The sequence below is a fragment of the Hymenobacter daeguensis genome, assembly GCF_054780555.1.
The window spans coordinates 1-23,904 of sequence record NZ_BAAGWC010000034.1 but is presented as its reverse complement, the minus strand read 5'-3'; the positions used below and the strand labels follow the sequence as shown (position 1 = coordinate 23,904).

The 23,904-nt window shown below is 64.0% G+C and carries 18 protein-coding genes; 8 read left to right on the top strand and 10 right to left on the bottom strand.

What is annotated here, in order from left to right; all coding sequences use genetic code 11:
- Positions 1-37 precede the first annotated feature (37 nt).
- From ACYVHT_RS21190 to ACYVHT_RS21180, 3 genes are all read right to left on the bottom strand, one after another.
- Entirely contained in the window at positions 38-622 is a 585-nt protein-coding gene (locus ACYVHT_RS21190; protein ID WP_460556964.1) for a hypothetical protein, read from the bottom strand.
- On the bottom strand, positions 619-1,830 hold the full coding sequence (locus ACYVHT_RS21185; protein WP_460556961.1) for an AAA family ATPase: 1,212 nt from the start codon (positions 1,828-1,830) through the stop codon (positions 619-621). The genes ACYVHT_RS21190 and ACYVHT_RS21185 overlap by 4 nt, the downstream gene beginning before the upstream one ends.
- A gap of 264 nt (positions 1,831-2,094) precedes the next feature.
- A complete protein-coding gene (locus ACYVHT_RS21180) occupies positions 2,095-4,920 on the bottom strand; it encodes a bifunctional transaldolase/phosoglucose isomerase (RefSeq protein ID WP_460556958.1) in 2,826 nt (941 codons plus the stop codon).
- 187 nt (positions 4,921-5,107) lie between these two features.
- Between ACYVHT_RS21180 and ACYVHT_RS21175 the strand changes: the two genes are divergently transcribed.
- Positions 5,108-6,169: a LacI family DNA-binding transcriptional regulator gene (locus ACYVHT_RS21175; protein WP_460556955.1), complete on the top strand. Its 1,062-nt coding sequence runs from the start codon at positions 5,108-5,110 to the stop codon at positions 6,167-6,169.
- Here ACYVHT_RS21175 and ACYVHT_RS21170 read toward each other — a convergent pair.
- Entirely contained in the window at positions 6,166-7,137 is a 972-nt protein-coding gene (locus ACYVHT_RS21170; RefSeq protein ID WP_460556952.1) for an SRPBCC family protein, read from the bottom strand. The two genes, ACYVHT_RS21175 and ACYVHT_RS21170, sit on opposite strands and share 4 nt — an antisense overlap.
- A 96-nt stretch (positions 7,138-7,233) precedes the next feature.
- Between ACYVHT_RS21170 and ACYVHT_RS21165 the strand changes: the two genes are divergently transcribed.
- Complete coding sequence (locus tag ACYVHT_RS21165; RefSeq protein ID WP_460556949.1) at positions 7,234-8,001, top strand: alpha/beta fold hydrolase; 768 nt, start codon at positions 7,234-7,236, stop codon at positions 7,999-8,001.
- 9 nt (positions 8,002-8,010) lie between these two features.
- Here ACYVHT_RS21165 and ACYVHT_RS21160 read toward each other — a convergent pair whose 3' ends face one another.
- Positions 8,011-8,820, bottom strand: coding sequence for an energy transducer TonB (locus ACYVHT_RS21160; protein ID WP_460556946.1), 810 nt, complete (start codon positions 8,818-8,820; stop codon positions 8,011-8,013).
- Positions 8,821-9,024: 204 nt separating this feature from the next.
- On the opposite strand from ACYVHT_RS21160, the gene ACYVHT_RS21155 reads away from it, so the two are divergent.
- Positions 9,025-9,879 (top strand): hypothetical protein, encoded by an 855-nt coding sequence (locus tag ACYVHT_RS21155; protein WP_460556943.1) that lies wholly within the window; start codon positions 9,025-9,027, stop codon positions 9,877-9,879.
- Between the two features lie 82 nt (positions 9,880-9,961).
- On the opposite strand, the gene ACYVHT_RS21150 is transcribed toward ACYVHT_RS21155, so the two are convergent.
- The 3 genes from ACYVHT_RS21150 to ACYVHT_RS21140 form a co-directional block, all read right to left on the bottom strand.
- A complete protein-coding gene (locus ACYVHT_RS21150; RefSeq protein ID WP_460556940.1) occupies positions 9,962-11,179 on the bottom strand; it encodes a DUF1501 domain-containing protein in 1,218 nt (405 codons plus the stop codon).
- A 110-nt stretch (positions 11,180-11,289) separates the two neighbouring features.
- Positions 11,290-12,861 (bottom strand): DUF1800 domain-containing protein, encoded by a 1,572-nt coding sequence (locus ACYVHT_RS21145; RefSeq protein WP_460556937.1) that lies wholly within the window; start codon positions 12,859-12,861, stop codon positions 11,290-11,292.
- Positions 12,862-13,041: 180 nt separating this feature from the next.
- A complete protein-coding gene (locus tag ACYVHT_RS21140; protein ID WP_460556934.1) occupies positions 13,042-15,651 on the bottom strand; it encodes a lamin tail domain-containing protein in 2,610 nt (869 codons plus the stop codon).
- A gap of 223 nt (positions 15,652-15,874) precedes the next feature.
- Here ACYVHT_RS21140 and ACYVHT_RS21135 point away from each other — a divergent pair, with 223 nt between their 5' ends.
- The 4 genes from ACYVHT_RS21135 (at position 15,875) to ACYVHT_RS21120 (ending at position 21,681) form a co-directional block, all read left to right on the top strand.
- On the top strand, positions 15,875-16,876 hold the full coding sequence (locus ACYVHT_RS21135) for an aspartate-semialdehyde dehydrogenase (RefSeq protein ID WP_460556931.1): 1,002 nt from the start codon (positions 15,875-15,877) through the stop codon (positions 16,874-16,876).
- 218 nt (positions 16,877-17,094) lie between these two features.
- Complete coding sequence (locus tag ACYVHT_RS21130; protein WP_460556928.1) at positions 17,095-19,071, top strand: carboxypeptidase-like regulatory domain-containing protein; 1,977 nt, start codon at positions 17,095-17,097, stop codon at positions 19,069-19,071.
- A gap of 33 nt (positions 19,072-19,104) precedes the next feature.
- Positions 19,105-21,066 carry a carboxypeptidase-like regulatory domain-containing protein gene (locus ACYVHT_RS21125; protein WP_460556925.1) on the top strand — a complete coding sequence of 654 codons (1,962 nt, stop codon included), beginning with the start codon at positions 19,105-19,107 and terminating at the stop codon, positions 21,064-21,066.
- 3 nt (positions 21,067-21,069) lie between these two features.
- Positions 21,070-21,681, top strand: coding sequence for a DNA-3-methyladenine glycosylase (locus ACYVHT_RS21120; protein ID WP_460556922.1), 612 nt, complete (start codon positions 21,070-21,072; stop codon positions 21,679-21,681).
- Positions 21,682-21,722: 41 nt separating this feature from the next.
- On the opposite strand, the gene ACYVHT_RS21115 is transcribed toward ACYVHT_RS21120, so the two are convergent.
- Entirely contained in the window at positions 21,723-22,175 is a 453-nt protein-coding gene (locus tag ACYVHT_RS21115; RefSeq protein WP_460556919.1) for a GNAT family N-acetyltransferase, read from the bottom strand.
- A gap of 121 nt (positions 22,176-22,296) precedes the next feature.
- On the opposite strand from ACYVHT_RS21115, the gene ACYVHT_RS21110 reads away from it, so the two are divergent.
- Positions 22,297-23,700, top strand: a complete 1,404-nt coding sequence (locus ACYVHT_RS21110) for a PQQ-dependent sugar dehydrogenase (protein ID WP_460556916.1) — start codon at positions 22,297-22,299, stop codon at positions 23,698-23,700.
- Positions 23,701-23,793: 93 nt separating this feature from the next.
- Here the strand turns inward: ACYVHT_RS21110 and ACYVHT_RS21105 are convergent.
- On the bottom strand, positions 23,794-23,904 hold a 111-nt coding region (locus ACYVHT_RS21105), incomplete at its 5' end, for a T9SS type A sorting domain-containing protein (RefSeq protein ID WP_460557005.1).

Here is a 23,904-nt window from a genome sequence, read left to right as displayed (position 1 = left end):
AGCCCTCGTAGCGGTTGCTGCGGGGGCTTCTGTTGTTTTATTTGATATCTAACTCACTTTCGCTGCAGTAGCGCAGCCGAATCACTCGGTTGCCGCCCTGCTGAATCTTTTGCTGCAGAGAATTGAGTTGGTCCAAATGGTGTGCCCCGCTCTGCGGTCGGTGCCGGGGATAACCCACACTGGCGTACGCATACACCGTCTGGCCCGGGTTTATGATGCGACGGTCATAGAAATCACGGATGCTAGCTGCTAACTGGTTGAGGCAATCGCCTGGGTTAGTGTTAGCTTTCGGGATAGCAGCGTCAACTTGATTTTCAGAATTCTTGAACTCGATAAAGTAGATTTTATCGCCACTAACCAATGCACAATCACATTTACTCGGGTTAGAATCGCCGTACAGGCAATGGTCAATGGCAACGAAATGCACAGCACGTTGCGCAGCGTTGCGGACGTGTAAATCAGCTTTCGATATCATTCCGGTAGTCACCACATAGCACGGCCCAGCGCCTTCGCGCTCGGCGTGTGGGTCGTGAACATGAAACTCTCGATGGGCAAGCTCTTGCAGGCAGTTGGCGGTAGCACTTAACTGCGCGGCAAACGAGGTTCGAACGCGGTCAATCATTCGACTTCCAGCCCTGCGTTAATATCCAGCAGCTTTTCAAATTCGGACGTCTCTGCGGTGGCAGTAGCATCTAACCCATTGTAACTGATGAGGCCAGTTTCGGGATTGATGATGGAGCGCACCCCGTTTTCCTGCTGCCCTTCGACGTGGTAAGCCGCAAATTCCTTGGGATTAATCCAGCTTTCACGGGGCACAATTTTCGCCACGTCATCGGCCCGGTCCGGATGGTTTTCGGCCACCTGATAGGCATAAAGCAGCAAGTTGAAATGCGCCAGCAAATACGGGCTGTGCGTGGTAATCGTCAGGTCATTCTCGCCCTTCGTGCATTTCTCCACCAACCAGTTCAGCAGCCCTTGCTGGGCCGTGGGGTAAAGGTTCAGCTCCGGCTCTTCGATAATAAAGCTCTGCGCCTGCTCCGTATTGCGGCTCAGATGCTCCAGCAGCACCAGCAGCGGCGTGACAGATTGGATGCCGCTGGCGGTTTCGTTTATCGGGAGGCTGCGCTGATTTCCGAGATTTACATATCCACGGTCGTTTATATGCTCATACTCAACTTCTAAAAAGGGTATAGTAAGAGTATCAATAATTGGCCCTGCTTTTAAATAAGCTTTTACAAAATCAAGTAGCGGTTTAGGCAAGTCGACTTTGGCCTGTATTAAAGAGGGCCAAGAGTGGTTGAGTGTTGATACAATTAGCCTTTCGGCAGGTACATAATGCGTGTACAATGTTGACTCAAAAAGCCCCTTTAAATAAGCCTGCCTAAAATACTGTTTCAGTAAAGACCTTATTTTATCTACCGTATTTGTTGCATCAGATGTAGGAAGCGTATCCAAAAAACTTTGAATATCTGGCATCAAATCATCCTTTGAAATAACGCCTGCATCCGAATCATTATAATTTTCTATTGCCGCAACAGTGTCGTCATCATACGTAATAATATCTGCTAATATTTGAACATTTTTTCCCTTCTGGCTAGACAACTTGATAAAGTATTCGTTTTCTCTATAATTATCGATACCATATTTTTCAAGGATGCCACCTAGGTCAACATTATCGACAAAAGGCCCACCCTCACCAAAAATCGCCGCCAGCTTTGCCAGCGTGCTCTTCCCGCCACCCGTTGGCCCGATGAAAACGGTGACGCGCTTGAAGTCCACGGTAGCGTCTTTAATGGGGCCGAAATTCTTGACAACTAGCTGCTCGTTCATAATCTTCTCAACAAAGGGACGGGCCCAAAAGTAACACGCGGCGGCCCCCGTTGCCGAGGTCTGCTGGCGCGCGTCTGCGACGCGTGCCGACTGGCGCCGAGCCTCTAGCTCGGGTATTGAATACCGGTAGACGATGCCAGCCACGCCCCGAGCCAAAGGCTCGCAGCCAGCCGGCACGCGTCGCAGACGCGCGCCAGCAGTCGCCCATAAAAAAGCCCGCCGTGCTAACCAGCACGGCGGGCTTTTCTTGGGAAGCTACGGGGGTTACTTCAGCTCCGGCAGCGCGGCCAGCATGGTTTTCAGGCCGGCTTCGGCGTCGTTGCCGAGGTTCACGCGGAGGGTGCGGCGGCCGTTGTCGTGCAGGGCCTGCAGGTCGCCCAGGGCCTGGGCATTCTTGAAGGTGCCGAAGGTGTAGGAGCGGCCGGGCAGCTGCACATCCTGCGGGTTGTCGTCGGTGAACTGGATGAACAGGCCGGTGTTGGGGCCGCCCTTGTGGTACTGGCCAGTGCTGTGAAGGAAGCGCGGGCCGTAGCCCGAGGTGGTGGCCAGGTGCAGCGCCTGCTGCACGCGCTGGCGCAGCTCCAGCAGACTGGCGCTCACGGCGGGCGTTTCGGTGAGGTAGGCTTGCAGGCAGAGGAAGTCGCCGGGGCGGGCCTGGGCGAAGAAGGCTTTCAGCACGCCGCTGGCGCCTTCGCCGTGGGCGGCGGTGTAGTAATCCACGCCGTTTTCGGAGGCGGCGGGGGCTTCGCCTTCGGGCAGCTTGCCGTCGGCTTCCACAGCTTTCATCAGCTTGTCGGTGGCCGTTTTGGCGGCCTGCACGTTGGGCTGGTCGAAGGGGTTGATGCCGAACACGGCGCCGGCCACGGCCGTGGCCATCTCCCAGCGGAAGAACTCCTGGCCGAGGTCGAAGGCGTCCTTCATGAGCAGGGTGATGACGGGGTGGCCGGCCTGCTTCAGAGCGGCGAGCTTGCTGGCGTTGGCCTCGTCGGCCTGGTCCTTATAGCCCACGTACACGAAAATGCGGTCGGTGCCATAAATGCTCGGGTCGCCCAGCGGCTCGCCGGCCACGGGCAGCAGGCCCTTGCCTTCCTTGCCGGTGCTTTCGGCGATGAGCTGCTCCAGCCACAGGCCGAGGTCGTGCAGGGCATCGGGCACCACAATGGTCAGCTTGTCGTGGCCCTGCTGCGCCAGCACGCCCAGCGCCGCGCCGAATTCCAGGCCGGGGTTTTTGTCGGTGGGGCCGTAGGCGCCGCAGGCGCGCATCATCAGGATGGCGCGCTCCAGAATCTCGCCGATGGGCAGGCCGTAGAGGGCCGCCGGCACCAGACCGAAGTAGGTGAGGGCCGAGAAGCGCCCGCCCACTTCGGGGAAGTTCAGGAAGATGTGGCGGTAGTTGGCGGCCGTGGCGTCGGTCACGAATTTGGAGCCGGGGTCGGTGATGGCCACGAAGTTTTCGCCGGCCTTGTCGCCCTTGATTTCCTTCACTTTGGCGTAGAAATAGTCGCCGAAGGCCAGCGGCTCGGCCGTGGTCCCGGATTTGCTGGCCACGATGAACAGCGTCTCGGCCAGCGGCACGGAGGCTTCAATCTCGCGCACGGTGCCGGGGTCGGTGGTGTCGAGCACCGAGATGGGCAGGCCGTTTTCGCCCTGCGGGAACGAGGACTTGAACACAATCGGGGCCATCGTGCTGCCGCCCATGCCCATCACCACTACGTGTTTGAAACCAGCCGCCTTCACCGAGGCCACGAACTGCTCGATTTCGGTCACGCGGCCCACCATCGTTTCGGCCACGCGCAGCCAGCCCATGAAGCTGCGGATGCTGTCCTGCCCGGCGGCGTCCTGTACCCACAAATCGGCCTGCTTGTTCCAGAAGCCGGGCACGAAATCCTTGCCCTTCAGCTCCTGCACTTTGGCATCGACGGGCACCTGGAACTGACCCAGCTCGAATTTGGCATCGTCAATCTGCTCGCCCACGGCCAGCGCGCGCTTCTTCTCGATGGATTCCATCAGCTTGGCAAACGGCTCCTTGAATTTCTTGGCGCCGTCTTCCTCCAGGAACTGCGTGCGCTCGGCCAGGTCGATGCCCAGCTCGGGCAGCGCGGCGAGGGTTTTGCTGGCCTGCTCGAGGTCGTTTTCGATGGTCACGGCCACCTTGCCGCTCTGGCCGAACAGGTCGAGGGTTTCCACGGGCACCGTGTTCACGGTGTGCGGGCCGATGAGGCCGTCCACGTAGCGCAGGTTGTCGTATTTGGGGTTTTTGTTGCCGGTGCTGGCCCATAGCAGGCGCTGGGTTGCGGCCCCTTTGGCGGCCAGCGCCTCCCAGCGCGGACCCGCGAAAACCTCCTTGTAAATCTGGTAGGCCTGCTTGGCGCTGGCAATGGCCACTTCGCCCACGAGGCTTTCGGCCAGCTTGCCCTTCTCGCCGCCTTCAGCCGCGATTTTTTCCAGCACGGGGTCCAGCAGCACGTCGATGCGGCTCAGGAAGAAGCTGGCCACCGAGTCGATGCGGGCCAGCGGCTTGCCGGCTTTGGCGCGGTCTTCCAGGCCCTCGATGAAGGCCTCGGCCACCAGGCGGTAGCGCTCCAGGCCGAAAATCAGGGTCACGTTCACGTTCACGCCTTCCGAGATGAGGCGGCGAATGGCGGGCAGGCCCTCCAGCGTGGCCGGCACTTTTATCATCACGTTGGGGCGGTCCACGGCTTTCCACAGGGCCAGCGCCTCGGCAATGGTGCCCTCGGTGTCGTTCACCAGCTCGGGCGATACTTCGAGGCTCACGTAGCCATCGGAGCCGTGGTCGGGGCCGTCGTAGAGCGGGCGAAACAGGTCGGTGGCGGCCTGCACGTCGGCCACGGCCAGCTCGGTGTAGATTTCGTCGGTGGTTTTGCCCTGCAGAGCCAGCGCCTTGATGGCCGAGTCGTAGTCGGCCGTGTCGCCGATGGACTTGGCAAAAATGGCCGGGTTCGAGGTCACGCCGCGCAGGGCTTCGTGCTGAATGCGGTGCTGCAGCTTGCCGTCGATGATGATGGGGCGGCTGATGAAGTCAAGCCACAGGCTTTGGTCGAACTGGCGGATGCCGAGGAGAGGGTTCATAGAAAGAATGGTTTTGTAAGTGCGTCAAAGGTCCGCAAAGAACTACGTTGTTTTCAACCGCGCAGCAGGGGAATTGTGCGCGGCCGATTAAAAAATTAAGTTCTTTGCCTATGCAAACGGTTTCGGGTCGGTTCTGAAAGCTGCCGGGTAGCAGTAGCTTTACCGTCGTACCGTTCCCGCTCGTTCAATGGCCGCCCGCCGCACTCCTCCCAAGAAAGCCGATGCCACCAGCAGCCCCGTTTCCATGGCCGATTTGGCCCGGGAGCTGGGCGTGTCGATGACCACGATTTCGCGGGCCCTGAGCGACCACCACAGCATCGGGCCGGCCACCAAGCAGGCCGTGCTCAAGCTGGCCAAAAAGCTCAACTACCAGCCCAACCGCCTGGCCGCCGCCCTGCGCAAGGGCAAGAGCAAGATGCTGGGCGTGGTGGTGCCCTACATCGAAGGCCGGTTTTTTGCCTCGGTGGTGCACGGCATCGAAACGGCGGCCAGCCGGGCGGGCTACAGCGTCATCATCTGCCAGTCGAACGAAAGCGTGGTGCAGGAGCGCAAAAACCTCGAAACCCTGCTCAGCGCGCAGGTGGCCGGCATTCTGGTGTCGGTGTCGCGCACCACGCTCGACTTTCATCACTTCGACAAGGCCCGGAAGTACGGCGTGCCGCTGGTGTTTTTCGACCGCATTCCGGACGGCGACGACGTGAACGCCGTGGTGCTCAACGACCAGGCCGGCGGCTACCAGGCCACCCGCCACCTGCTGGAGCAGGGCTGCCGCCGCATTGCCCACCTGGCCGGCGCGCAGCACCTCAACATCTACAAAAACCGCCGCCAGGGCTACCTCGACGCCCTGCAGAGCTACGGCCTCGCGCCCGACGAGTCGCTGATAGTTGACTGCGATATGACCGTGGAAGGTGGCCAGGCCAGCATGGCCCAGCTCTTAGCGTTGCCCAACCCGCCCGATGCCGTGTTCTCGGCCGGCGACTCGGCCATTCTGGGGGCCCTGCAGCTGCTGAAAAGCCGGGGCCTGCGCGTGCCCCAGGACGTGGCCCTGGCCGGCTACAGCAACGAGGCCCTGACGATGGTGGCCGAGCCCCACCTCACCTCCGTGGACCAGCGCTGCGAGGAGATGGGCCAGGCCGCTTTCCGGCTGTTCACGGAGCTGGTCGAGGCCGGGGGCGGCGCGTTTGCGCAGCGGCAGGTGCTGCTGCAGCCGCAGCTGTTCGTGCGGGAGTCGTCGCTGCGCGAGGGTTAGATTGCCGCCTCGCAGCGCCGCTTGAGCACCGTCAGAATGCGGCCCTGAATTTCGCTCATCACGTAGCCCGTCCACAGGCCGGCGTACCAGTTGAGATGGGTGCTGAGGCGCTGCTGGCTGTGCAGCACCAGCAGCGTGCGGCCGGGGCCGACGGGCCGCAGCTCGTAGGTGCCGCGCAGCACGTCGAAAAACCGACCGCCCACGATGACGTGCTCATCAAATGTGGTGGGCGGAATGGTGGCGGTGTTGGGCACGATGCTGAACGAGAGGCGCTGTTGCGGCACCCATTCATCTACCGTTTCGATGAATTCGACGCCGCGCTCGAAGGTGGCGTGGCGCACGCCGCCCACGCCCTCGTACGTGAGCGTGGCCTCCACGGGGCGCGGAAAGCCGATGTCGTCAATCAGGCTGTGGCCCAAATCCTGCGCCTGAATGGGGGCCACGCGAATGATGTGCTGCCAGACCACGGCGGCCGGCGCGTGAATCTCAACCGTGTTTTCGACGCGCCGGAAATCGTTGGGGTTATTGAACTGGTTTTCGAGGGGGGCGGCGATGAAAGGGAGGAGGGCGAAGGCCGCGACGGCGAGGGTTTTGTTGGGTTTCTTATTCGGAAGGTCGTTAATGACAGAGTAGATAAAAGCGCCGAAAAAAGCCAGAACAAGGTACATCGGGCCAATGATGGCAAGACAAATAAGACCTTCCAGATGAAATAAAAGCGCAGAAAACAGGAAAAGCATCACCGCGAAGAAGGGCGCAACTACCAGCCGTCGCCATTTGCCTTCAGCCGGGGCCAGGCAGTGTGCAGTGATGGCCCCAATTGCCATAGGGGTAATCAGCAGAAACGACCCGGTGAGCAGGCCGTTGGCACTGATAAATTCTTCGCCCAGAATAAAGCGTGCTACCAACGCGTAGAAAAGCCCTATGCTAATGGCCAGGAAATACGGGTAGTGTTGCCGTGCAATCTTCATGAGTAGTTTTGGTGAAATCAGAAACACCGTTGCCGCGCCGCCGGAGGTTGCTCCCGAAACTGCCGCGCCCAATCGTTTCGCAAGGTACCTGCCCGTATGACTCCTGCCTCCACGCCGCCCACCATCGTTTTCCTCCACGGCTTTGCCGAAAGCCGCGAGGTCTGGACCGATTTCACCCGCCCGTTTCCCGACGACTACCGGCTGCTGACGCCCAACCTGCCCGGCCACGGCACCAACCTGGCGCCCGTGCCCGACTTCTCGATGGAGGCCCAGGCCCGCTACGTCATCGACTACCTCAACCAGAAGGGCTGCCCCGACCCGGTGCTGCTGGTGTGCCACAGCATGGGCGGCTACGTGGCCCTGGCCCTGGCCGAGCGCTGGCCCCAGCGCGTGGCCGGCCTGGCCCTCATCAACTCCACGGCCCTGCCCGACAGCGACGAGAAGCGCCAGAACCGCGAGAAGAACATCGGCTTCGTGGAGAAGTACGGCGTGGGCAAGTTCATGGAATCCTTTGTGCGCCCGCTGTTCGCGCCCACCAACCGCGACCGGCTGACCGACGCGCGCGGCCTGCTCGAAGAAATCGGCAAAGCCACCCCGGCCAGCACCATCACGGGCGCTTTACGAGGGATGGCCGCCCGCCCCGAGCGCACCCAGGTACTGCGCAAAGCCGCCTTCCCGGTCCTGATGGTGGCCGGCAAGCACGACGTGGCCGTGCATTTCGAAGATGCCGTGCGCCAGGCGGCCATGCCGCCCATCGGCTCGGCGCTGTTTCTGGAAGGCAGCGGGCACCTCTCGTACCTGGAGCAGCCCGAGGCCACGCGCCGCGCCGTGCTGGCGCTGGCCGAGGCGGTGTTTGGGCGCTAAAGGACGGGTTTACTGTATTTTGAAGGTGACGGGCAGCACGTAGCTCACCCGCACCGGGCGGCCCTGAAACTGCGCCGGGCTGGTGGCGGCGGGAAACTTCTTCAGCACCCTCAGCACCTCCGCATCGAGCGCACGGCCGGCCGTGCCCAGAATAGCGGACTGCTCGATGGCACCGTTCTCGGCTACTTCAAAATAGGCGTACACGATGCCTTGCTGACCGAAACGCAGGGCTTCGGGCGGATACAATACCTGCATCTGGACAACGGTTGACATTCCCTGGGGCGACGACTTATAAGCCGCCAGCTTGGCGGGGTCGGCCAGAATAGCGTCGAGATAAGGCTGGCGGCGGGCTCTCAGCAGCGCCGGTATGGCGTCGAATACCGGGTTTTGGTCAGCATAATAGTAGGGCTGGGCCGCTGGCGGCGCGGTGAAGTCAATCGGCAGCGTGATTTTGGCCGATTTATTCGGAAAATCGGGGTCGGGTGGGGCCGGCTGCCAGGCGAGCATGTGCGCTTCCAGGTAGTCGAGCGCCGCCGCCGTCGCGTTGACCAGCGGCTTATTGAGCGGCTCAGGCGGGCGCACCAGGGTGTAGTGGTACGCTTTGCCATCCGGCTTCAGCTCAAACTGAACGAGCATGCGGCCGGCCGGGGCCGGCGTAGCGGCGCGCGTGCTGCGGGCCACCAGCGCCCGCAGCGAATCGGGGCCGCCGGGGTAGCGCGGGCCGCTGTAGGCGGTTGGGGCGGTGGTTTGAGCGAAAACGGCGGCGGGCATCGACAGCAGGCACGCTGCCAGCGCAACGCTGGTAAGTAACTTTTTCATATGGGCAGCCAAGTGGAAAGGGCCACGCAAGCTACGCCAAACCCGGCAAGTGTGCCCGCCTAAAGTATTTGTGCCCTTGCTGCGTCCTGAAAGACTGACCGAACGGAATTGGTCGGTTCTTCAAAACAATTGCCGGACTTACGGCTTACCTTCGCGCACTTTATTATGGCCGCGCTTTGCCGCCGCGTTTTTTATTCAATTTCAATGAGGTTTTTCTTCTTACTGTCGGGCCTTTTGATGGGCCTTGCCGGGCCGGTTATGGCCCAGCCGCTGACTTCTGTTATCGACCCAACCCCTACTGCATCAGTTGTTTCGCCCACGGCCGTTACGCCCGAGCTCAAGCCCCACGGCAGCCTCTATTTCAGCTGGGGCTACAACCGCGACTGGTACACGCGCAGCGACATCCGCTTCAAAAACACCAAGACCGATAACTACGACTTCACCTTCCTCAACGCCCACGCCAGCGACAAGCCCGATTTCAAGGATTTCTGGCGGTTCAACTCCTGGACCATCCCGCAGTACGACATGACGCTGGGCTACCTGTTTCACGACAAGCACAACCTGGGCATCGAAGTGAGCTGGAACCACCTCAAGTACGTGGTCGACGACAACCAGATAATCCACGTGCGCGGCCAGATTCGGGGCCGCTACATCGACAAGGACACCCTCGTGACGCCCGATTTCGTGCACCTGCAGCACACCAACGGCAATAACTACCTCATGGTGAACCTCGTGAAGCACAAGGTGCTCTGGGACCGCCGCCTGTTCAAAGTCAGTGCCGTGGGCAAAGTCGGGGCCGGCCCCATGATTTCCTACACCATTTCCACCGTGCTGGGCAACCACCAGGAAGGCCCGTTTCACTACCACGGCTTCGTGCTGGGCAGCAGCGTGGGTTTGAAGGCCGATATTCTACGCTACTTCTTCCTGCAGACCGACATTCAGGGCGCTTTTGCCGACTACACGAACACCTTTCTGGGCGACGACCGGCAGGGCCGCGCCACCCACGTTTTCGGCTCGCTGCAAGCCATCTGGGCCTTCGGGTTCAACGTGCCGCTGTAATCTAATTATGCATTAAAAATTATGAGTTATGAATTGTCGTTCTGGTAATTCATAACTCATAATTTTTAATGCATAATTCCCTCTACACCAGCCCGCTCATCCGCTCGAAGCCGGTGCCGAGGATGGCGGTGTCGTCGGCCCCGAGCCAGTCCTTGAGCACGCTGGCGTAGATGCTGCGGAAATCGACCTGGTGGCGCAGGTCGCCCTGGTCGAGGTTCACGAGGTCGGGGGCGTCGTTTAGCACGCCTTTTTTCTGGAGGGCGCCGCCGGCCAGAAACACGTTGTTGGCCGTGCCGTGGTCGGTGCCGTTGCTGGCATTCTGGCCTACGCGCCGGCCAAACTCGCTGAACACCAGCACCAGCGTGTTGTTCCACTGGTCGTGCTGGCGCAGGTCGTCGGCCAGGGCGGCGAGGCCGTCGCCGAGGTCGGTGAAGAGGCGCTGCTGCTGCTCGTGCTGCCGGACGTGGGTATCGAAACCGCTCAGGGCCAGGTAGTACACCCGCGACTCCACGCCGGAGTTAATCAGCTCGGCGGTGGTTTTCAGGTTCTTGCCGAAGTCAGAATTCGGGTAGGCCACCGTCGATTTGTAGATTTTCGACTTGTCGTAGAGGTAGTCGGCCGAGGACGCCGTTTCGGCCAGGGTCTTGTAGAGGTAATCGACCTGGTCCTGATGCTCAGGCGTGGTTTCCTTGCTGACTTTCGACAGGAAGCGGTTCTGCGTAATCTGGTGAAATTTATCCGGATTCTTGAGGGCCAGGCCCTTGCGCCGACTGCCCTTCATGGCCAAGCTCAGCGTGTCGTCGATTTCCAGCGCGTTGTAGGGCCGCTGGCAGTCGGGGCAATTGGAGTCTAAATAGCGGCCCAGCCAGCCGGTGCTCACCACCTGGTCGGAGCCCGAGCCCGACTGCCAGATGTCCATCGAGCGGAAGTGCGAGCGGTCGGGGTTGGGGTAGCCCACCGAATTCAGCACGGCCAGCTGGCCCTGGTCGTAGAGTCCTTTCAGGCCCTTCAGGGCCGGGTGCAGGCCCAGGTCCTTGTCCAAAGCCAGAATGCCCTCCGCCTCCTTGATGCCGAGCGTAGGCCGGGCCTTGTAATACAGGTCGTTGCGGTAGGGAATAACCGTGTTCAAGCCGTCGTTGCCCCCGCTCAGCTGCACCACAATGAGGCGTTTGGCGCCGGTGGCATCGCGCAGCCGGGCCAGGCCGGGGCCCCGGTCCAGGGCGTGCAGAAACTTGGGTACCAGCAGCAGCGTGCTGGCCAGGGCGGAGGTGCGAAGAAACTCGCGGCGGGTGGAAGCCATGTTTGAATTCAGAAAGGGTGGAAAGAAGTAGGGGCGGGGCTTGCCCCCGCCCGGCGTATGCGCCGTTTTATTGATGCCCTTCAACGACCGGGCGGGGGCAAGCCCCGCCCCTACGCCAGCTGGTATTCGGGCAGGCTCAGCAGGCTGACCAGCGTGGAGCGCAGCGCCTCGGCCGGCTCTTTTTGCTGGGCGGCCTGCTGCACCAGCTGCAGGTTTTCGGGCCGGATGTTGGCCTGGAGCAGAAACGCGCTGAGCTTTTCGGGCTGCTGCGGAGCAGGCGTGGCGCCGAGCAGCTGTTGGAGCGGGGCCAGCGGCAGGTGGGCGCCCGCGCCGGGCCGCACGGTGCGCTCGGCCTTGGTTTGGTTGGGGGCGATGTCGTTTTCGTCCTGCTTGAGGGCCACGGCGAACTCGGCGTTTTTGAACAGGATGGCGGGCAGCTGCAGGCGCAGCAGCAGCGACGACGAATCTATCCAGTTGCGGCCGCCGGGCCAGCCGGCCACGTTCGGCGGCTGAAACAGGTTCTGGCCCAGCGCGCGCTGGTAGCCCAGCAGCGGCTGCGCGTTGTCCACCTTCACGTTGAGCGTGCGGCGGATGCCGGCCAGCAGCTCCACCGGGCTCTTGATGTGCGTGCCCACATTGGCCGGGTCGTAAAACCAATCGGCCGAGAACATGCGCTCCAGCAGGTCGGCAATGTCGTAGCCGCTCTTGCGGAAGGCGGCGGCCAGCGGCTCGATGTGCGCCGGATTGGGCACGTCGTTCACGAAGAAGCGGTAGATTTTCGTGGTCAGGAACGTGGCGGCGGCCGGCTGCTCCAGAATGATGCTCAGCACGTCCTCGCCCGTGAAGTTGCCGGTGCGGCCCAGGAAGGTTTTGGGGCCGGCATCGTGCTCGCGCTCCCGAAACTTGAAGTTGCTCTGATAATCGTAGCCCCAGCCGGTGAAAGCGCGGGCGCCCTCTTTCACGTCGTTTTCGGTGTAGTTGCCGCGCCCCAGGGTGAAGAGCTCCATCACCTCGCGGGCGAAGTTTTCGTTGGGGTGCTCCTTGCGGTTCTGCTGGTTGTTGAGGAACTGCAGCATGGCCGGCTCCTTGCTCACGGCCAGCAGCAGGTCGGGGAATTTGCCCAGCGCATACTGCCGGGTGGTGTTGTGCAGGCTAAGGGCGGCATCGGGCTGGCGCACGCGGCAGGCAAAGTGCCCGTGCCAGAACAGCGTCATTTTCTCCCGCAATTGTGCCGACGAAGTGGCCATGCGCTCCATCCAGGCCGTGCTCATGTTGTTGAAGGCGTCGCGGATGCCTTCGTTCTGCATCTTGCGCTGCGCGGGCGTGAGGTCGGCGCGGCGAAGGCGGGGCACGCTGGCCGCCACCGTACCGCCCCTGAAGGCGGCGCGGGGCCGCATGGGGGCCACCGGCGCGGCGGGGGCGCCGGGCGGCGCAGGCTGGTCGGGCGTGGTCACCATGCCGTTGGGCACGGGGTTGTTTCTGGTCGAGGCGGGGTCGGTCATCACCATGCCCTGCGGGTCGGCATAGCTCAGATTCGGCCCGACCAGCGGCTCGTATTTCTCCGAATCGTGAAGCAGCTGGCGCAGGGCTTTGCGCGGGCTGAGGCCGGCGGCCACGTCCTGCGGGCGCGGGCCAAAGCCGGCGCGCCAGTACAGGTGTTGCAGTTGCTGGGTGCTGTTCATGCCCCTTAAGACGCGGACAAGAGGCCGGGGTTTAATAGTTGCTGTGTTTGCGCATCATTGTCATCCTGAGCGCAGCGAAGGACCTTATCACGCCTGCTCCGATTGAATCACGACAAATCGTTCAGGTGTGGTAGGGTCCTTCGCTGCGCTCAGGATGACAATTTGATGCCCGGCAGTCTCCTAAAACCGCGCCCCGAGCACCACCGTCTTCTTGTACTCGCGCTTCTCGCCGCCGCTGGGGCGAAACAGCTCGACCAGCAGAATGTAGTAGCCCACGGCCGCCTTGTGGCCTTTGTCATCGATGCCATCCCACTGGATGAAGCCGTTGGTGGGCAGGGTTTCGTTGCGGGTGAGGCGGCGGGTGAGGCGGCCCAGGGCGTCGTACACCGTCACGGAGGCAGCGTAGCCGGGCGCGTCGAGGTGGTAGTTGAGGAGGGCGAAATCCTGCTGGCCGTCGTCGTCGGGGGTGAAAACTTCGGGCGTCACAGTCCACTCCTGGTTGCCGCCGGCCTCGTCCTGGGCCTGCGAGTTGGGGCGGCCGGGCGTGGCGTAGCCCACCGCGCTGGCCGCCGAGTGGAAGTTGCTGCCATTGGTAGGCCCGTTGGTCCGGATGCGCTCCAGCGACACGCCGTCCTGCGTGCTCAGCAGGCTCAGGTGCAGGTCTTTGCTGTACACAAAGCGGTCAATCTCAATGCCCCGGCTATCGAACAGCAGCGCCGTGCTGGCATCCGGAAACGTGGGGAAGCCGCTCAGCTGCACCAGGTTGGCGGCGTCGCTGCTGGTGGGGTATTGCGAGGTGATGATGGCCGTGCTGGTGCTGAAGGCCAGAATCTGGCCCGGTGCCAGCACCAGCGGCCCGTTGCTGAGCACGTCGGCATCCACGCTGCCATCGGGCCGGAGGTTGCCCAGCTGCCAGCCCTGCAGGTCGATGAACTTGGTGCTGCGGTTGATGAGCTCGGCGAAGCGCACGGCGCTGGTGCGCGGGTTGAACAGCAGCTCGTTGAACACCACGTCGCCGGCCACGCCCGGCTCGGGCAGGGCAAACGCGGCCGACTGCAGGGGCCCGCTGGCGTTGCCGGCGCAGTCGGTGGCCGTTTGCACGGTGAGCGAGGTGGCCCGGCTGGGCAGCAGCGCCGTGCCCAGCGTGAGGTCGACCTGGCGGAAATCGGGCCCCACCGGCGCGGCCCGGGTGATGGCGGCAGCCGGCGAAAGCGTGTAGCGGCCAATAGCGGCTGCCGCCGTGCTGTCCAGCTTTTCGGAGAAATACGCCCGCACCGTGAGGGCATCGAGGGCCACGGCGCGGAGCAAGGTGGGGGCCAGGGCATCGGCATTGGCGGCGCGCACCGAGTTGGCCCGGCCGGGCGTGCCGCCGCTGGCGTCGGTGCTGGCCGTCCAGTTTTCGGCCCCGCCGCAGTAGCTGTTGGCGTCAATCATTTCGAGGCTCCAGCCGCCATCTTTCTTGCGGGCGTCGCGGTACCAGGCATCGGAGTAAGTCACTTCAAACAGCGTGCGGCCGTCGCGTCCGCGCAGGATGAGCTGGTCGCCGCCGTTGCTGAGCGAGGGGAAATTGGTGGGGCCATACACCTTGGTGCCGGCCGCCACGATGGGCGGCACAAACTGAATGGTGCGCGTGCTGCCGCATACCACGGCATATTGGCCGGGCAGCAGCCTGGCCGTATCGGCAAAAGCGGCGAAGGTGCTGCTGCCGCCCTTGCCCAGGCGCACGCCGCGCAGGCTGAGGGTTTTGGTGGCGCTGCGGTTGTAAATCTCCACGTACTCGGACAGCGGCAGGCCCACCTGTGGGGTTTCATCGGCAAAAATCTCGCTGATAATCAGGTCGCCCACGGCGGGCGGCACGGGCAGCGCGGTAAACGCGGCCGTGAGCGGCCCGGTGGCCACGTTGCCGTAGAGGTCGGCCACGCTGCGGACTTCCAGCACGCTCTGGGCCGGGAAGTCGGCGGCGAAAGCCAGGCGCACCACGGCCGGATTGGTGGCCGAGAGCGTGGCCGAAACCGGCACCGCGCCGCTTTGCAGGCGGTAGTTGGCGGCCAGCGTGGCGCTGGGCGCGGCCACGCCTTCGTTGAACACCACATCGACCTGCCGGGCATCGACGGGCACGGCGCGGGTGAGCAGCGGCGCCGTGGCATCGGTCACGGCAAAGTCGTCGAAGTAGAAGCTGCGGCCGTTGGCCGAGGAGTAGAGCAGCGACACGCCCATGGCCACGCTGCGCTGGTAGGTGGCATCCACGGGCTGGGCGGCTTCGGCCACGAAGGTGCGGGTGCCGGCCAGGTCGCGCTCCAGCGTCCAGCGGTTGGCGGTGGTGCGGGTCACGCGCACGCGCACCAGGTTGTTGGTGGCGCTGGCCAGGGTGCCGTCGAGGCCGTCGATGACCAGCACGGCGGTGCGGGTCGAGTCTTTGCGGAACAGGCTCACCTCGTCGGCAGTGCCGCCGAGGCGCACGAAGTAGCCCGAGTTGTTAGTGGCCTTGAGGTCGGTTTGCGAGGCCATCAGCCACACGTCGGCCAGGTTGCCGGAGCTGGTGGCCAGCCGCAGGTTGGCCCAGAATTCCCACACAGTGCCGGTGCTGGCCTGGCAGGGCGTGCTGAGGGCGAGCTGGGTGCCGGTCACGGCCGGGCCGTTGCTTTGCAGCACCTGCGTATTTACCTGAAAGCTGGCCGCGTCGCCGGTCCAGGCGGGGTTGGCGGTGAAGTTGCCGTCGGTGAAGTCGTCGCGCAGCTGAGCGCAGGCAATGCCGGGCAGAAGCAGGAGGAGCAGTAGAAAGTGTTTCAATGGAAGCCAATGAGGGGAGAATATTGTCATCCTGAGCACAGCGAAGGACCTTGTCACGGCTGAACAACTCGTTCTAACCTGAAAAGGTCCTTCGCTGCGCTCAGGATGACAGACGATTCAAAAGCGCAGCATGAGCCTACGCCGCGTCTAAAGTAACCCATTTCTGGCGACATTTGCAGTGCTGCGCCCGTTGGCGCGGCCAATTCATTTTCTGTTTTTTACCATGAAAATTGCCGTTGTGGGTGCCACCGGGCTGGTGGGCACCGAGATGCTGAAAGTGCTGGCCGAGCGCCGGTTTCCCCTCACCGAGCTGCTGCCCGTGGCTTCGGCCAAATCGGTGGGCCAGTTCATTGAATTTCAGGGCAAACAGTATCCGGTGGTGAGCATGGACGACGCCATTGCGGCCCGGCCCGACATTGCCATCTTCTCGGCCGGCGGCTCCGTGAGCAAAGAGCACGCGCCGCGCTTTGCCGCCGTGGGCACCACCGTTATCGACAACTCCTCGGCTTGGCGCATGGACCCCACCAAGAAGCTGGTGGTGCCCGAGCTGAACGCCGATACCCTCACGCCGGAAGATAAAATCATTGCCAATCCGAACTGCTCCACCATTCAGATGGTGGTGGCCCTGAACGAGCTGCACAAGAAATACCAGGTGCGCCGCATTGTGGTGAGCACCTACCAGAGCGTGACCGGCACCGGCAAGAAAGCCGTGGACCAGCTGCAGGAAGAGCGCGCCGGCCAAACGGCCAGCAACCCCGCCTACCCGCACCCCATCGACCTGAACGTGCTGCCGCACATCGACGTGTTCGAGCCCAACGGCTACACCAAGGAGGAGCTGAAGATGGTGAACGAAACCAAGAAAATCATGGGCGACGACAGCATCCGCGTGACGGCTACCTGCGTGCGGATTCCGGTGATGGGCGGCCACTCGGAGTCAATCAACGTGGAGTTTGCCGAGGAGTTTGAGCTGGCCGACGTGCGCGAAATCCTGGCCCACACGCCCGGCGTGGAGCTGGTGGACGACCCCGCCACCAACCGCTACCCCATGCCCAAAGACAGCCACGGCAAAGATGCCGTGCTGGTGGGCCGCCTGCGCCGCGACGAAACCCAGCCCAAAACCCTCAACCTGTGGGTGGTGGCCGACAACCTGCGCAAAGGCGCCGCCACCAATGCCGTGCAGATTGCCGAATACCTGGTGAGCCAGCAGGTGCCGGCCGTTGGCTGACCAAGCTGAATGAGCCAAAACGTGAAAGGCCCCGGCCGCGCAGCAGTGCGCCGCCGGGGCTTTTTACGTTTTGGCTGGTGCCTCGGCAGTACAGAATATATTGCCAAGGCAATCAATTGCGTTGACGAAGCGCGGGCAGCGCCGGGCAACCACCGCGCCCGGCGCTGCATCTGCCTGCTTACCTGGCCGCACGCGGCCAGCAGCTTTTCAGAACGGCTATGATGACGACAATACGCAGGGTTTTTCTGGGGTGGATAGTGTTGCTGGCTAATCAGTTGTGGGCCCAGGCGCCGGCCATCCTGCGCGGGCGGGTGCTGGATGCCGAAACGCACCAGCCCATTCCGAATGCGCAGGTGGGCGTGGCCAACAACCGCATCGGCACGAGCACCAACGACGAGGGCCGCTTTGCCCTCCCCATTCCGCCGGCCTACGCGCAGGAAAAGCTCACAGTGGCGCTGCTGGGCTACAAAAACTACGCGCAGGCGCTGCCGCCGCTGCCCGGGCCGGAGCTGCTGGTTGAGTTAACGATTGCGCCGGCCGCGCTGGGCGAGGTGCGGGTGTCGGGCTCGGTGCTGGGCATTGTGAAGGAGGCCGTGGCGCGCATTCCGCAGAACTACCCGGTGCGGCCCACGCGGCTCACGGGCTTCTTTCGGGAGTCGGACGAAGAGCTGGACAAAAAGCAGTACCGCTACCTGGGCGAAGCCGTGCTGAAGGTGCTGAAAGCACCCTACACGCGGCCGAGCGAGGATGGCGACATCGTGATTGAGCAGTCGCGCAAGGTCGATTTGCAGTTTCAGAACAAGACCAGCCTGCTGCAGGAGGGCTGGTACGCGGGGCCATTTATTCCGCACCGGTTCGATTTTGTGCACAACCGGCTGGAGTTCATCAACGAAGACGACTTCAAACATTACGACTACAAGCTGGCCGACCTCACCACCTACAACGACCGGCCGGTGTACGTCATCGAGTTTGGCCCGAAGCCCAAAAACAACGCCGCCAACTTTCAGGGCCGGCTCTACATCGACCAGCAGAGCTACGCCTTTCTGGCCGCCGAGTGGCACCGCACGCCGGCCGGCATCCGGCACGAGCTCATCAATTTCGACTCGGAGGAGCGGGCCTACCGCACCGATTACCAGCTCTATGCCGGGCGCTGGCACGTGAAAAGCGTGTGGTACAACACCGTGGGCAAAACCATGACCGGCGTGCACCTGCACCACCTGAGCGAGTTCCTCACCACGGCCATCGACACGGCCCAGGGCCCCGCGCCGGGCTACACCGAAAAGGCGCAGTTCCGCGACGTGTTCCGGCAGAATGCCGTGCGCTACGACTCGGCGTTCTGGAAAAACTACACCACCCTGCTGCCGCCCGAGCAGCTGCGCCACGTGCTGCGCGACCAGGACCGCCAGCGCCAGGCCGAGCAGCTCTTTGCCGCTCCGGCCGCGCCGGCCGGCAAGCCGCAGTCGAAGAGCCTGCTCTGGACGGTGCTGGGGCGGATGCGCATCGGGCCTGCGGGCGGCCTGCTGGCGCTGAATGCCACGGCGGCCGACCTCAGCCTGAGCTTCGCGCCGCCGGGCTCCACGTTTCAGGCGCAGGCGCAGCGGCACACGCCATCCAGGGACGTTGCGTTCCACACCAGCAGCTGGTTCAACGGCAATCTGCAGATTGATGTCACCAAAAACCTGTCGGCCTACTACAGCATCCGCAACGTGCGGGGCGATTTTCAGGGGCGGGGCATGGAAATAGGCGCTACTTACGAGCACAACTTCAACCCGCGCCACCGGCCTATTCTGGGGCGCATCGGGGTGGCGTATTTCAACCAGCGGGTGGGCTACGACTTTGGCACCTTTGCCAATGCCGACGAAGGCCTGCGCGTAGATGGCGTGAAGCTCAAGGCCGACGAAATCAGCGTGGCCGTGCAGCAGTTCACCGAGGGCTGGATGCCCCGCCTGGGCCTGGGCGTGGAGGTGACGCACCACCTCGAAGTGGTGGCCGATGCCGGCCTGCTGCTGCCCTGGCGCACCCGCAGCGAGCTGCACCTGGCCGAGAAAAGCGGGTTTTTCCTCTTCCGCAATGAAGTGGACCTGGCCTTGCCCGCCGCCGGGGCAGCGGTGCTCGTAAACAACGCGCCCGCCGCCGCCCCGTGGTCGCTGGGCCGGCCGGTGCTCACCGTCGGCATCCTGTACCGGGTATTGTAGGGGCCGATACACCGCCTTAAAACCAGCACTGCCATGCGCCTGCTCCGATTCCTGCTGCTGCTCTGGATGCCGTGGCCGGTGCTGGCGCAACCGGCCCGGGTACTGCGCGGGCGGGTGCTGGATGCCGAAACGCACCAGCCCATTCCGAACGCGCAGGTGGGCGTGGCCAACAACCGCATCGGCACGAGCACCAACGACGAGGGCCGCTTTGCCCTCCCCATTCCGCCGGCCTATGCGCAGGAAAAGCTCACGGTGGCCCTGCTGGGCTACAAGAACTACGCACAGGCGCTGCCGCCGCTGCCGGGGCCGGAGCTGCTGGTTGAGTTAACGATTGCGCCGGCCGCGCTGGGCGAGGTGCGGGTGTCGGGCTCGGTGCTGGGCATTGTGAAGGAGGCCGTGGCGCGCATTCCGCGCAACTACCCGGTGCGGCCCACGCAGCTCACGGGCTTTTACCGCGAGTCGGACAACGACGAGGCGGGGCGGCCGCGCTACCTGGTGGAGGGCCTGCTGACGGTGTTCAAGCCCGGCTACCAGCAGGTGCGCGACGATGGCGAGGTGCAGATTCGGCAGGCGCGCCGGGTGGATTTGCGCCCGGCCGGCGAGGCGGTTCGCATCGACTGGGCGGGCGGGCCGTTCATTGCGCAGCTGGGCGACTTTGTGCACCGCCGGGCGCAGTTTATCGATGCCCGGCACTTCCGCGACTACGACTACCGCCTGGCCCCCGGCAGCAGCTACGCCGGCCGGCCGGTGTATGTCATTGATTTCGGCCCGAAGCCCGGCAACCGCCGCGCCGACTTCGCGGGCCGCCTGTACATCGACCAGGACGGCTACGCCTTCCTTGGGGCCGAGTGGCACTACACGTCGGCCGGCCTGCGGCACTCGCCCAACGCAGCCGACTCGCGCATTTTGCGCGTGGCCTACCAGCCCTACGCCGGCCGCTGGCACCTGAAAACCGTGTGGTGGCAAACCAAGGCCCGCCTGCCCATTGGCCCGCCGCTGAACTACTTCGGCGAGTTTCTGACCACGGCCCTCGACACGGCGCAGGCCGCCCGGCCCGGCTACGTGGCGCGGGCGCAGTACCACGACGTGTTTCTGCACAATGCGGTGGCCTACGACTCGGCTTTCTGGCAGGGCCAGACCACGCTGCTGCCCGCCGAATCCCTGCGCAACGCCCTGCTCGACCAGCCACGCCAGCACCGGGCCGACTCGCTGTTTCGGGCGGCCGGGCCCGCCGCTGGTTCGGCCCCCGCCGCCCCGGCTGCTCCGCCGGCCGGGGCGGCGCTGCTGAAGTTTTTCGACCGGTTTCGCTACGGGGCCTCGGTGGGGGCGTGGCCGCTGGCCGTGGCCGATGCCCGCGTGGCGCTGGCCTATGCGCCCGGCGGCTACCAGTTTGGGATGCAGGGCACCACCGACGTGGAGGCCCGGTGGCCCACGCTCAGCACCCGGTTCGAGTACCAGTTTATGCTCACGCGGGCGCTGGCCGTGCGCGTGGCCACGCAGCAGCTGTACCGGCAGTTTCGGGGGGCGGGCTGGGAAGCCGGGCTGAGCTACGAGCACAACCTGAACCCGCGCCACCGGCCGCTGTTTGGGCGCGTGGGCCTGGCCTACCAGCGGCAGGCCGTGGCCCGCACCCTGGGCACCTTCGCCAACCCCGATGCCGGGCTGCGGGTGGCCGGCACCCACCTCAGCGCCGACGAGCTGGGCGTGCGGGTGCAGGCCATTTCCGACGCGCTGCTGCCCACCCTGGGCCTGGGCCTGGAGCTGAGCCACCGGCTGGAGCTGGTGGCCGACCTGGGCTACCGGCTACCCCTGCGCACCCGCACGCAGGTGGAAGTGGCCGAAGAAAGCGGCTTCTTCCTCGGCCGCAGCACCGCCACGTTCGATTTGCCAAACCCCGATGCCCGCCTGCGCGTGAACGACCAGCCCACCACGGCGCTGCCCTGGCAGTCGGAGCGCTGGCTTTTCGGCTTCGGATTGCTGTACCGCGTACGGTAGACTATGCCTCATTCCACCCTGCCCGCCGCCTTCTTCCAGCGCCCCGACCCTCTGCAGATTGCCCGCGACCTGCTTGGCAAGCACCTTTACACCAGCATCGACGGCTTCGTCACGGCCGGCCGCATCGTCGAAACCGAAGCCTACCGGCACGAGGGCGACCATTCGCTCACGCTGCATCTGCAGCGCAAGCGCCACCAGGCGCGGGGCCTGCACGTGCCCGGCGGCCACACCTACATCTACACCGTGTACAACCGCTACGCGCTGTTCAACATCACCACCCACGATGCCGCCCACCCCGATGCCGTGCTCATCCGGGCCATCGAGCCCACGGTTGGCATCGACGAAATGCTGCGCCGCCGGGGCTTGGCCGAAGCCAAACGCAACCTCACCGCCGGTCCCGGCCTGCTGAGCCAGGCGCTGGGCATCACGCCGGCACTTACCGGCCTGCTGGTAACGGGCGATAAAATCTGGTTCGAGGACCACGGCGAAGCCATTCCGCCCGCCGCCATCGTGGCCAGCGCCCGCGTAGGACTGGAATATGCCGGCGAGGAAGCATCCGGGCTGCCGTGGCGGTTTCGGCTGAAAGACAGCAAATGGACGAGCCCGGCGAAGTAGCATTCGGGATTCGGGCTGACGCCATTTGCACTGCGTGCTTCTCAGCCGTACGGAATCTCCTGATGAATTTCCAGCCAGCGGTCGGGCCGGCCCAGCGGCTTGTAGCCGAAGCGCTGGTAGAGGGTGTGGGCATCGACGGTGGCCAGCAAGTGGCGGCGCAGGTTTTGCAGGTCGGGGTGGGCGAGCATCTGCTGCACCAGCCACTTCGAGAGGCCGTGGCCCCGGTGCCCGGGCAGCACAAACACGTCGCAGAGCAGCGCAAAGGTGGCCCGGTCCGTCACCACGCGGCAAAAGCCGGCCTGGCGGCCATCGGGTGCGTACAGGCCGAAGTTGAGGGAGTTGGCAATGGCCCGCTCCACGGTGGCCAGCGGAATATTCGGGGCCCAGTACGATTCCTCGCTCAGCCAGCGATGGATGACGGACACATCGAGCAAGCTGGGGTCGGTGCTGATGGTGTAGCCGCTGGGGTGGGCGGCGGTGAAAATTGCAGACATGGGGCGGCGGGTTTCGGAAGCGGCTGCAAGCTACTATAGCGGCGGTTCGGCATCCATTGCCGGCAGGCTTTCGTTAGGTCAACGGAAGTGTCTTCATCGTTTTTTCATTCTAACCCTTCTCATGATGAAATCCTTACGCATTGCGGCCCTGACGTTGGTGCTGGGAGCCGGTGGCCAGCCGGCCGCGCAGGCTCAGGGCCCGGCCCTGACCACTTTCCCGGTGGGCAGCACCACGGTCACCGTGTCGGCGCTGGCCGGCAACCTCAACACCGTGTGGGAGCTGGTGTGGGGCCCCGACAATTTCCTGTGGATGACCGAGCGCTACGGCCGCATCAGCCGCGTCGACCCCGCCACCGGGCAGGTGCAGCCGCTGCTCACCCTGCCCGACGTGACCCAGACCGGCGAAAGCGGCCTGCTGGGCCTGGCCGTGATGGCCGCGCCCAACGCCCCCGCCACGTACTGGGTTTTTGTGGTGTATAACTACACCAGCCAGGGCGCCCTCAAGGAAAAGCTGGTGCGCTACGCTCTCACCAACGGCGTGCTGGCGGCCCCGCAGGTGCTGCTCAGCAACATCGACGCCACCACCACGCACAGCGGCTCGCGCCTGCTGCTGCTGGCCGACGGCACCCTGCTCATGACCACCGGCGACGCCCAGCAGCAGCCCCAGGCCCAGAACACGGCCTCGCTCAACGGCAAGATTCTGCGCCTGAACCTCGACGGCACCATCCCGGTCAATAATCCCATTGCGGGCAGTCCGGTGTACACCTTCGGCCACCGCAACCCGCAGGGCCTGCTGCAGCTGGCCGATGGCCGCATCTACAGCTCGGAGCACGGCCCCAGCAACGACGACGAAATCAACAAGATTGAAATTGGCCGCAACTACGGCTGGCCCAACGTGGAAGGCTACTGCAACCTGCCCGCCGAAGCCACCTTCTGTGCCGCCAACAACGTGCGCGAGCCCCTCACCACCTGGACGCCCACCGTGGCTCCGGCCGGCCTGGCCTATTACAATCACCCGGCCATTCCCGACTGGCGGGGCAGCCTGCTGCTGGGCACGCTGGGCGGCAGCCGCCTCATCCAGCTCACCCTCGATGCCAGCGGCCTCACCATCCCCACGCGCACCAATTTTCTTTCCACCTTTGGCCGGCTGCGGGCCGTGTGCGTGTCGCCGCAGGGCAAGGTGTACCTCGGCACCAGCAACCGCGACGGCCGGGGCGTGCCCGCCACCACCGACGACCGCATTCTGGTGCTCGAAAACCGGGCTTACGTGCCCACGGCCACCACGGCGGCCAGCAAAACGGCATTCGAGCTTTTTCCCAACCCGGCCCGGCAGCAGGCCACCGTCCGGCTGGCGGCCCCGGCCCGCACCCTCACCGTGCACGACCTGCTGGGCCGCACACTGCTCACCCTGCAGCCCACCGGCCTCACCGCCACGCTGGATTTGGCCGGGCTGCGGGCAGGCATCTATCTGGTACAAGCCGACGGGCCGGCCGGCCGCAACACCCAGAAGCTGACGGTAGAATAAGTGCGTTGCCTACCGCGCAGCAGGGCCATTGCGCACAAAAAAAAGAGCCGGCAGTTTTGCCGGCTCTTTTCGTTTGCGAAGCTTCCTGGGCTACTATTCGAGGACGACTTTGCGGGTGAGGATTTGGCCGTTGGCTTCCACGCGCAGGGTGTAGAGGCCGGAGGCCAGGCCGCGGGTGCTCAGGGTCTGCTCGGCGGCGGCGGT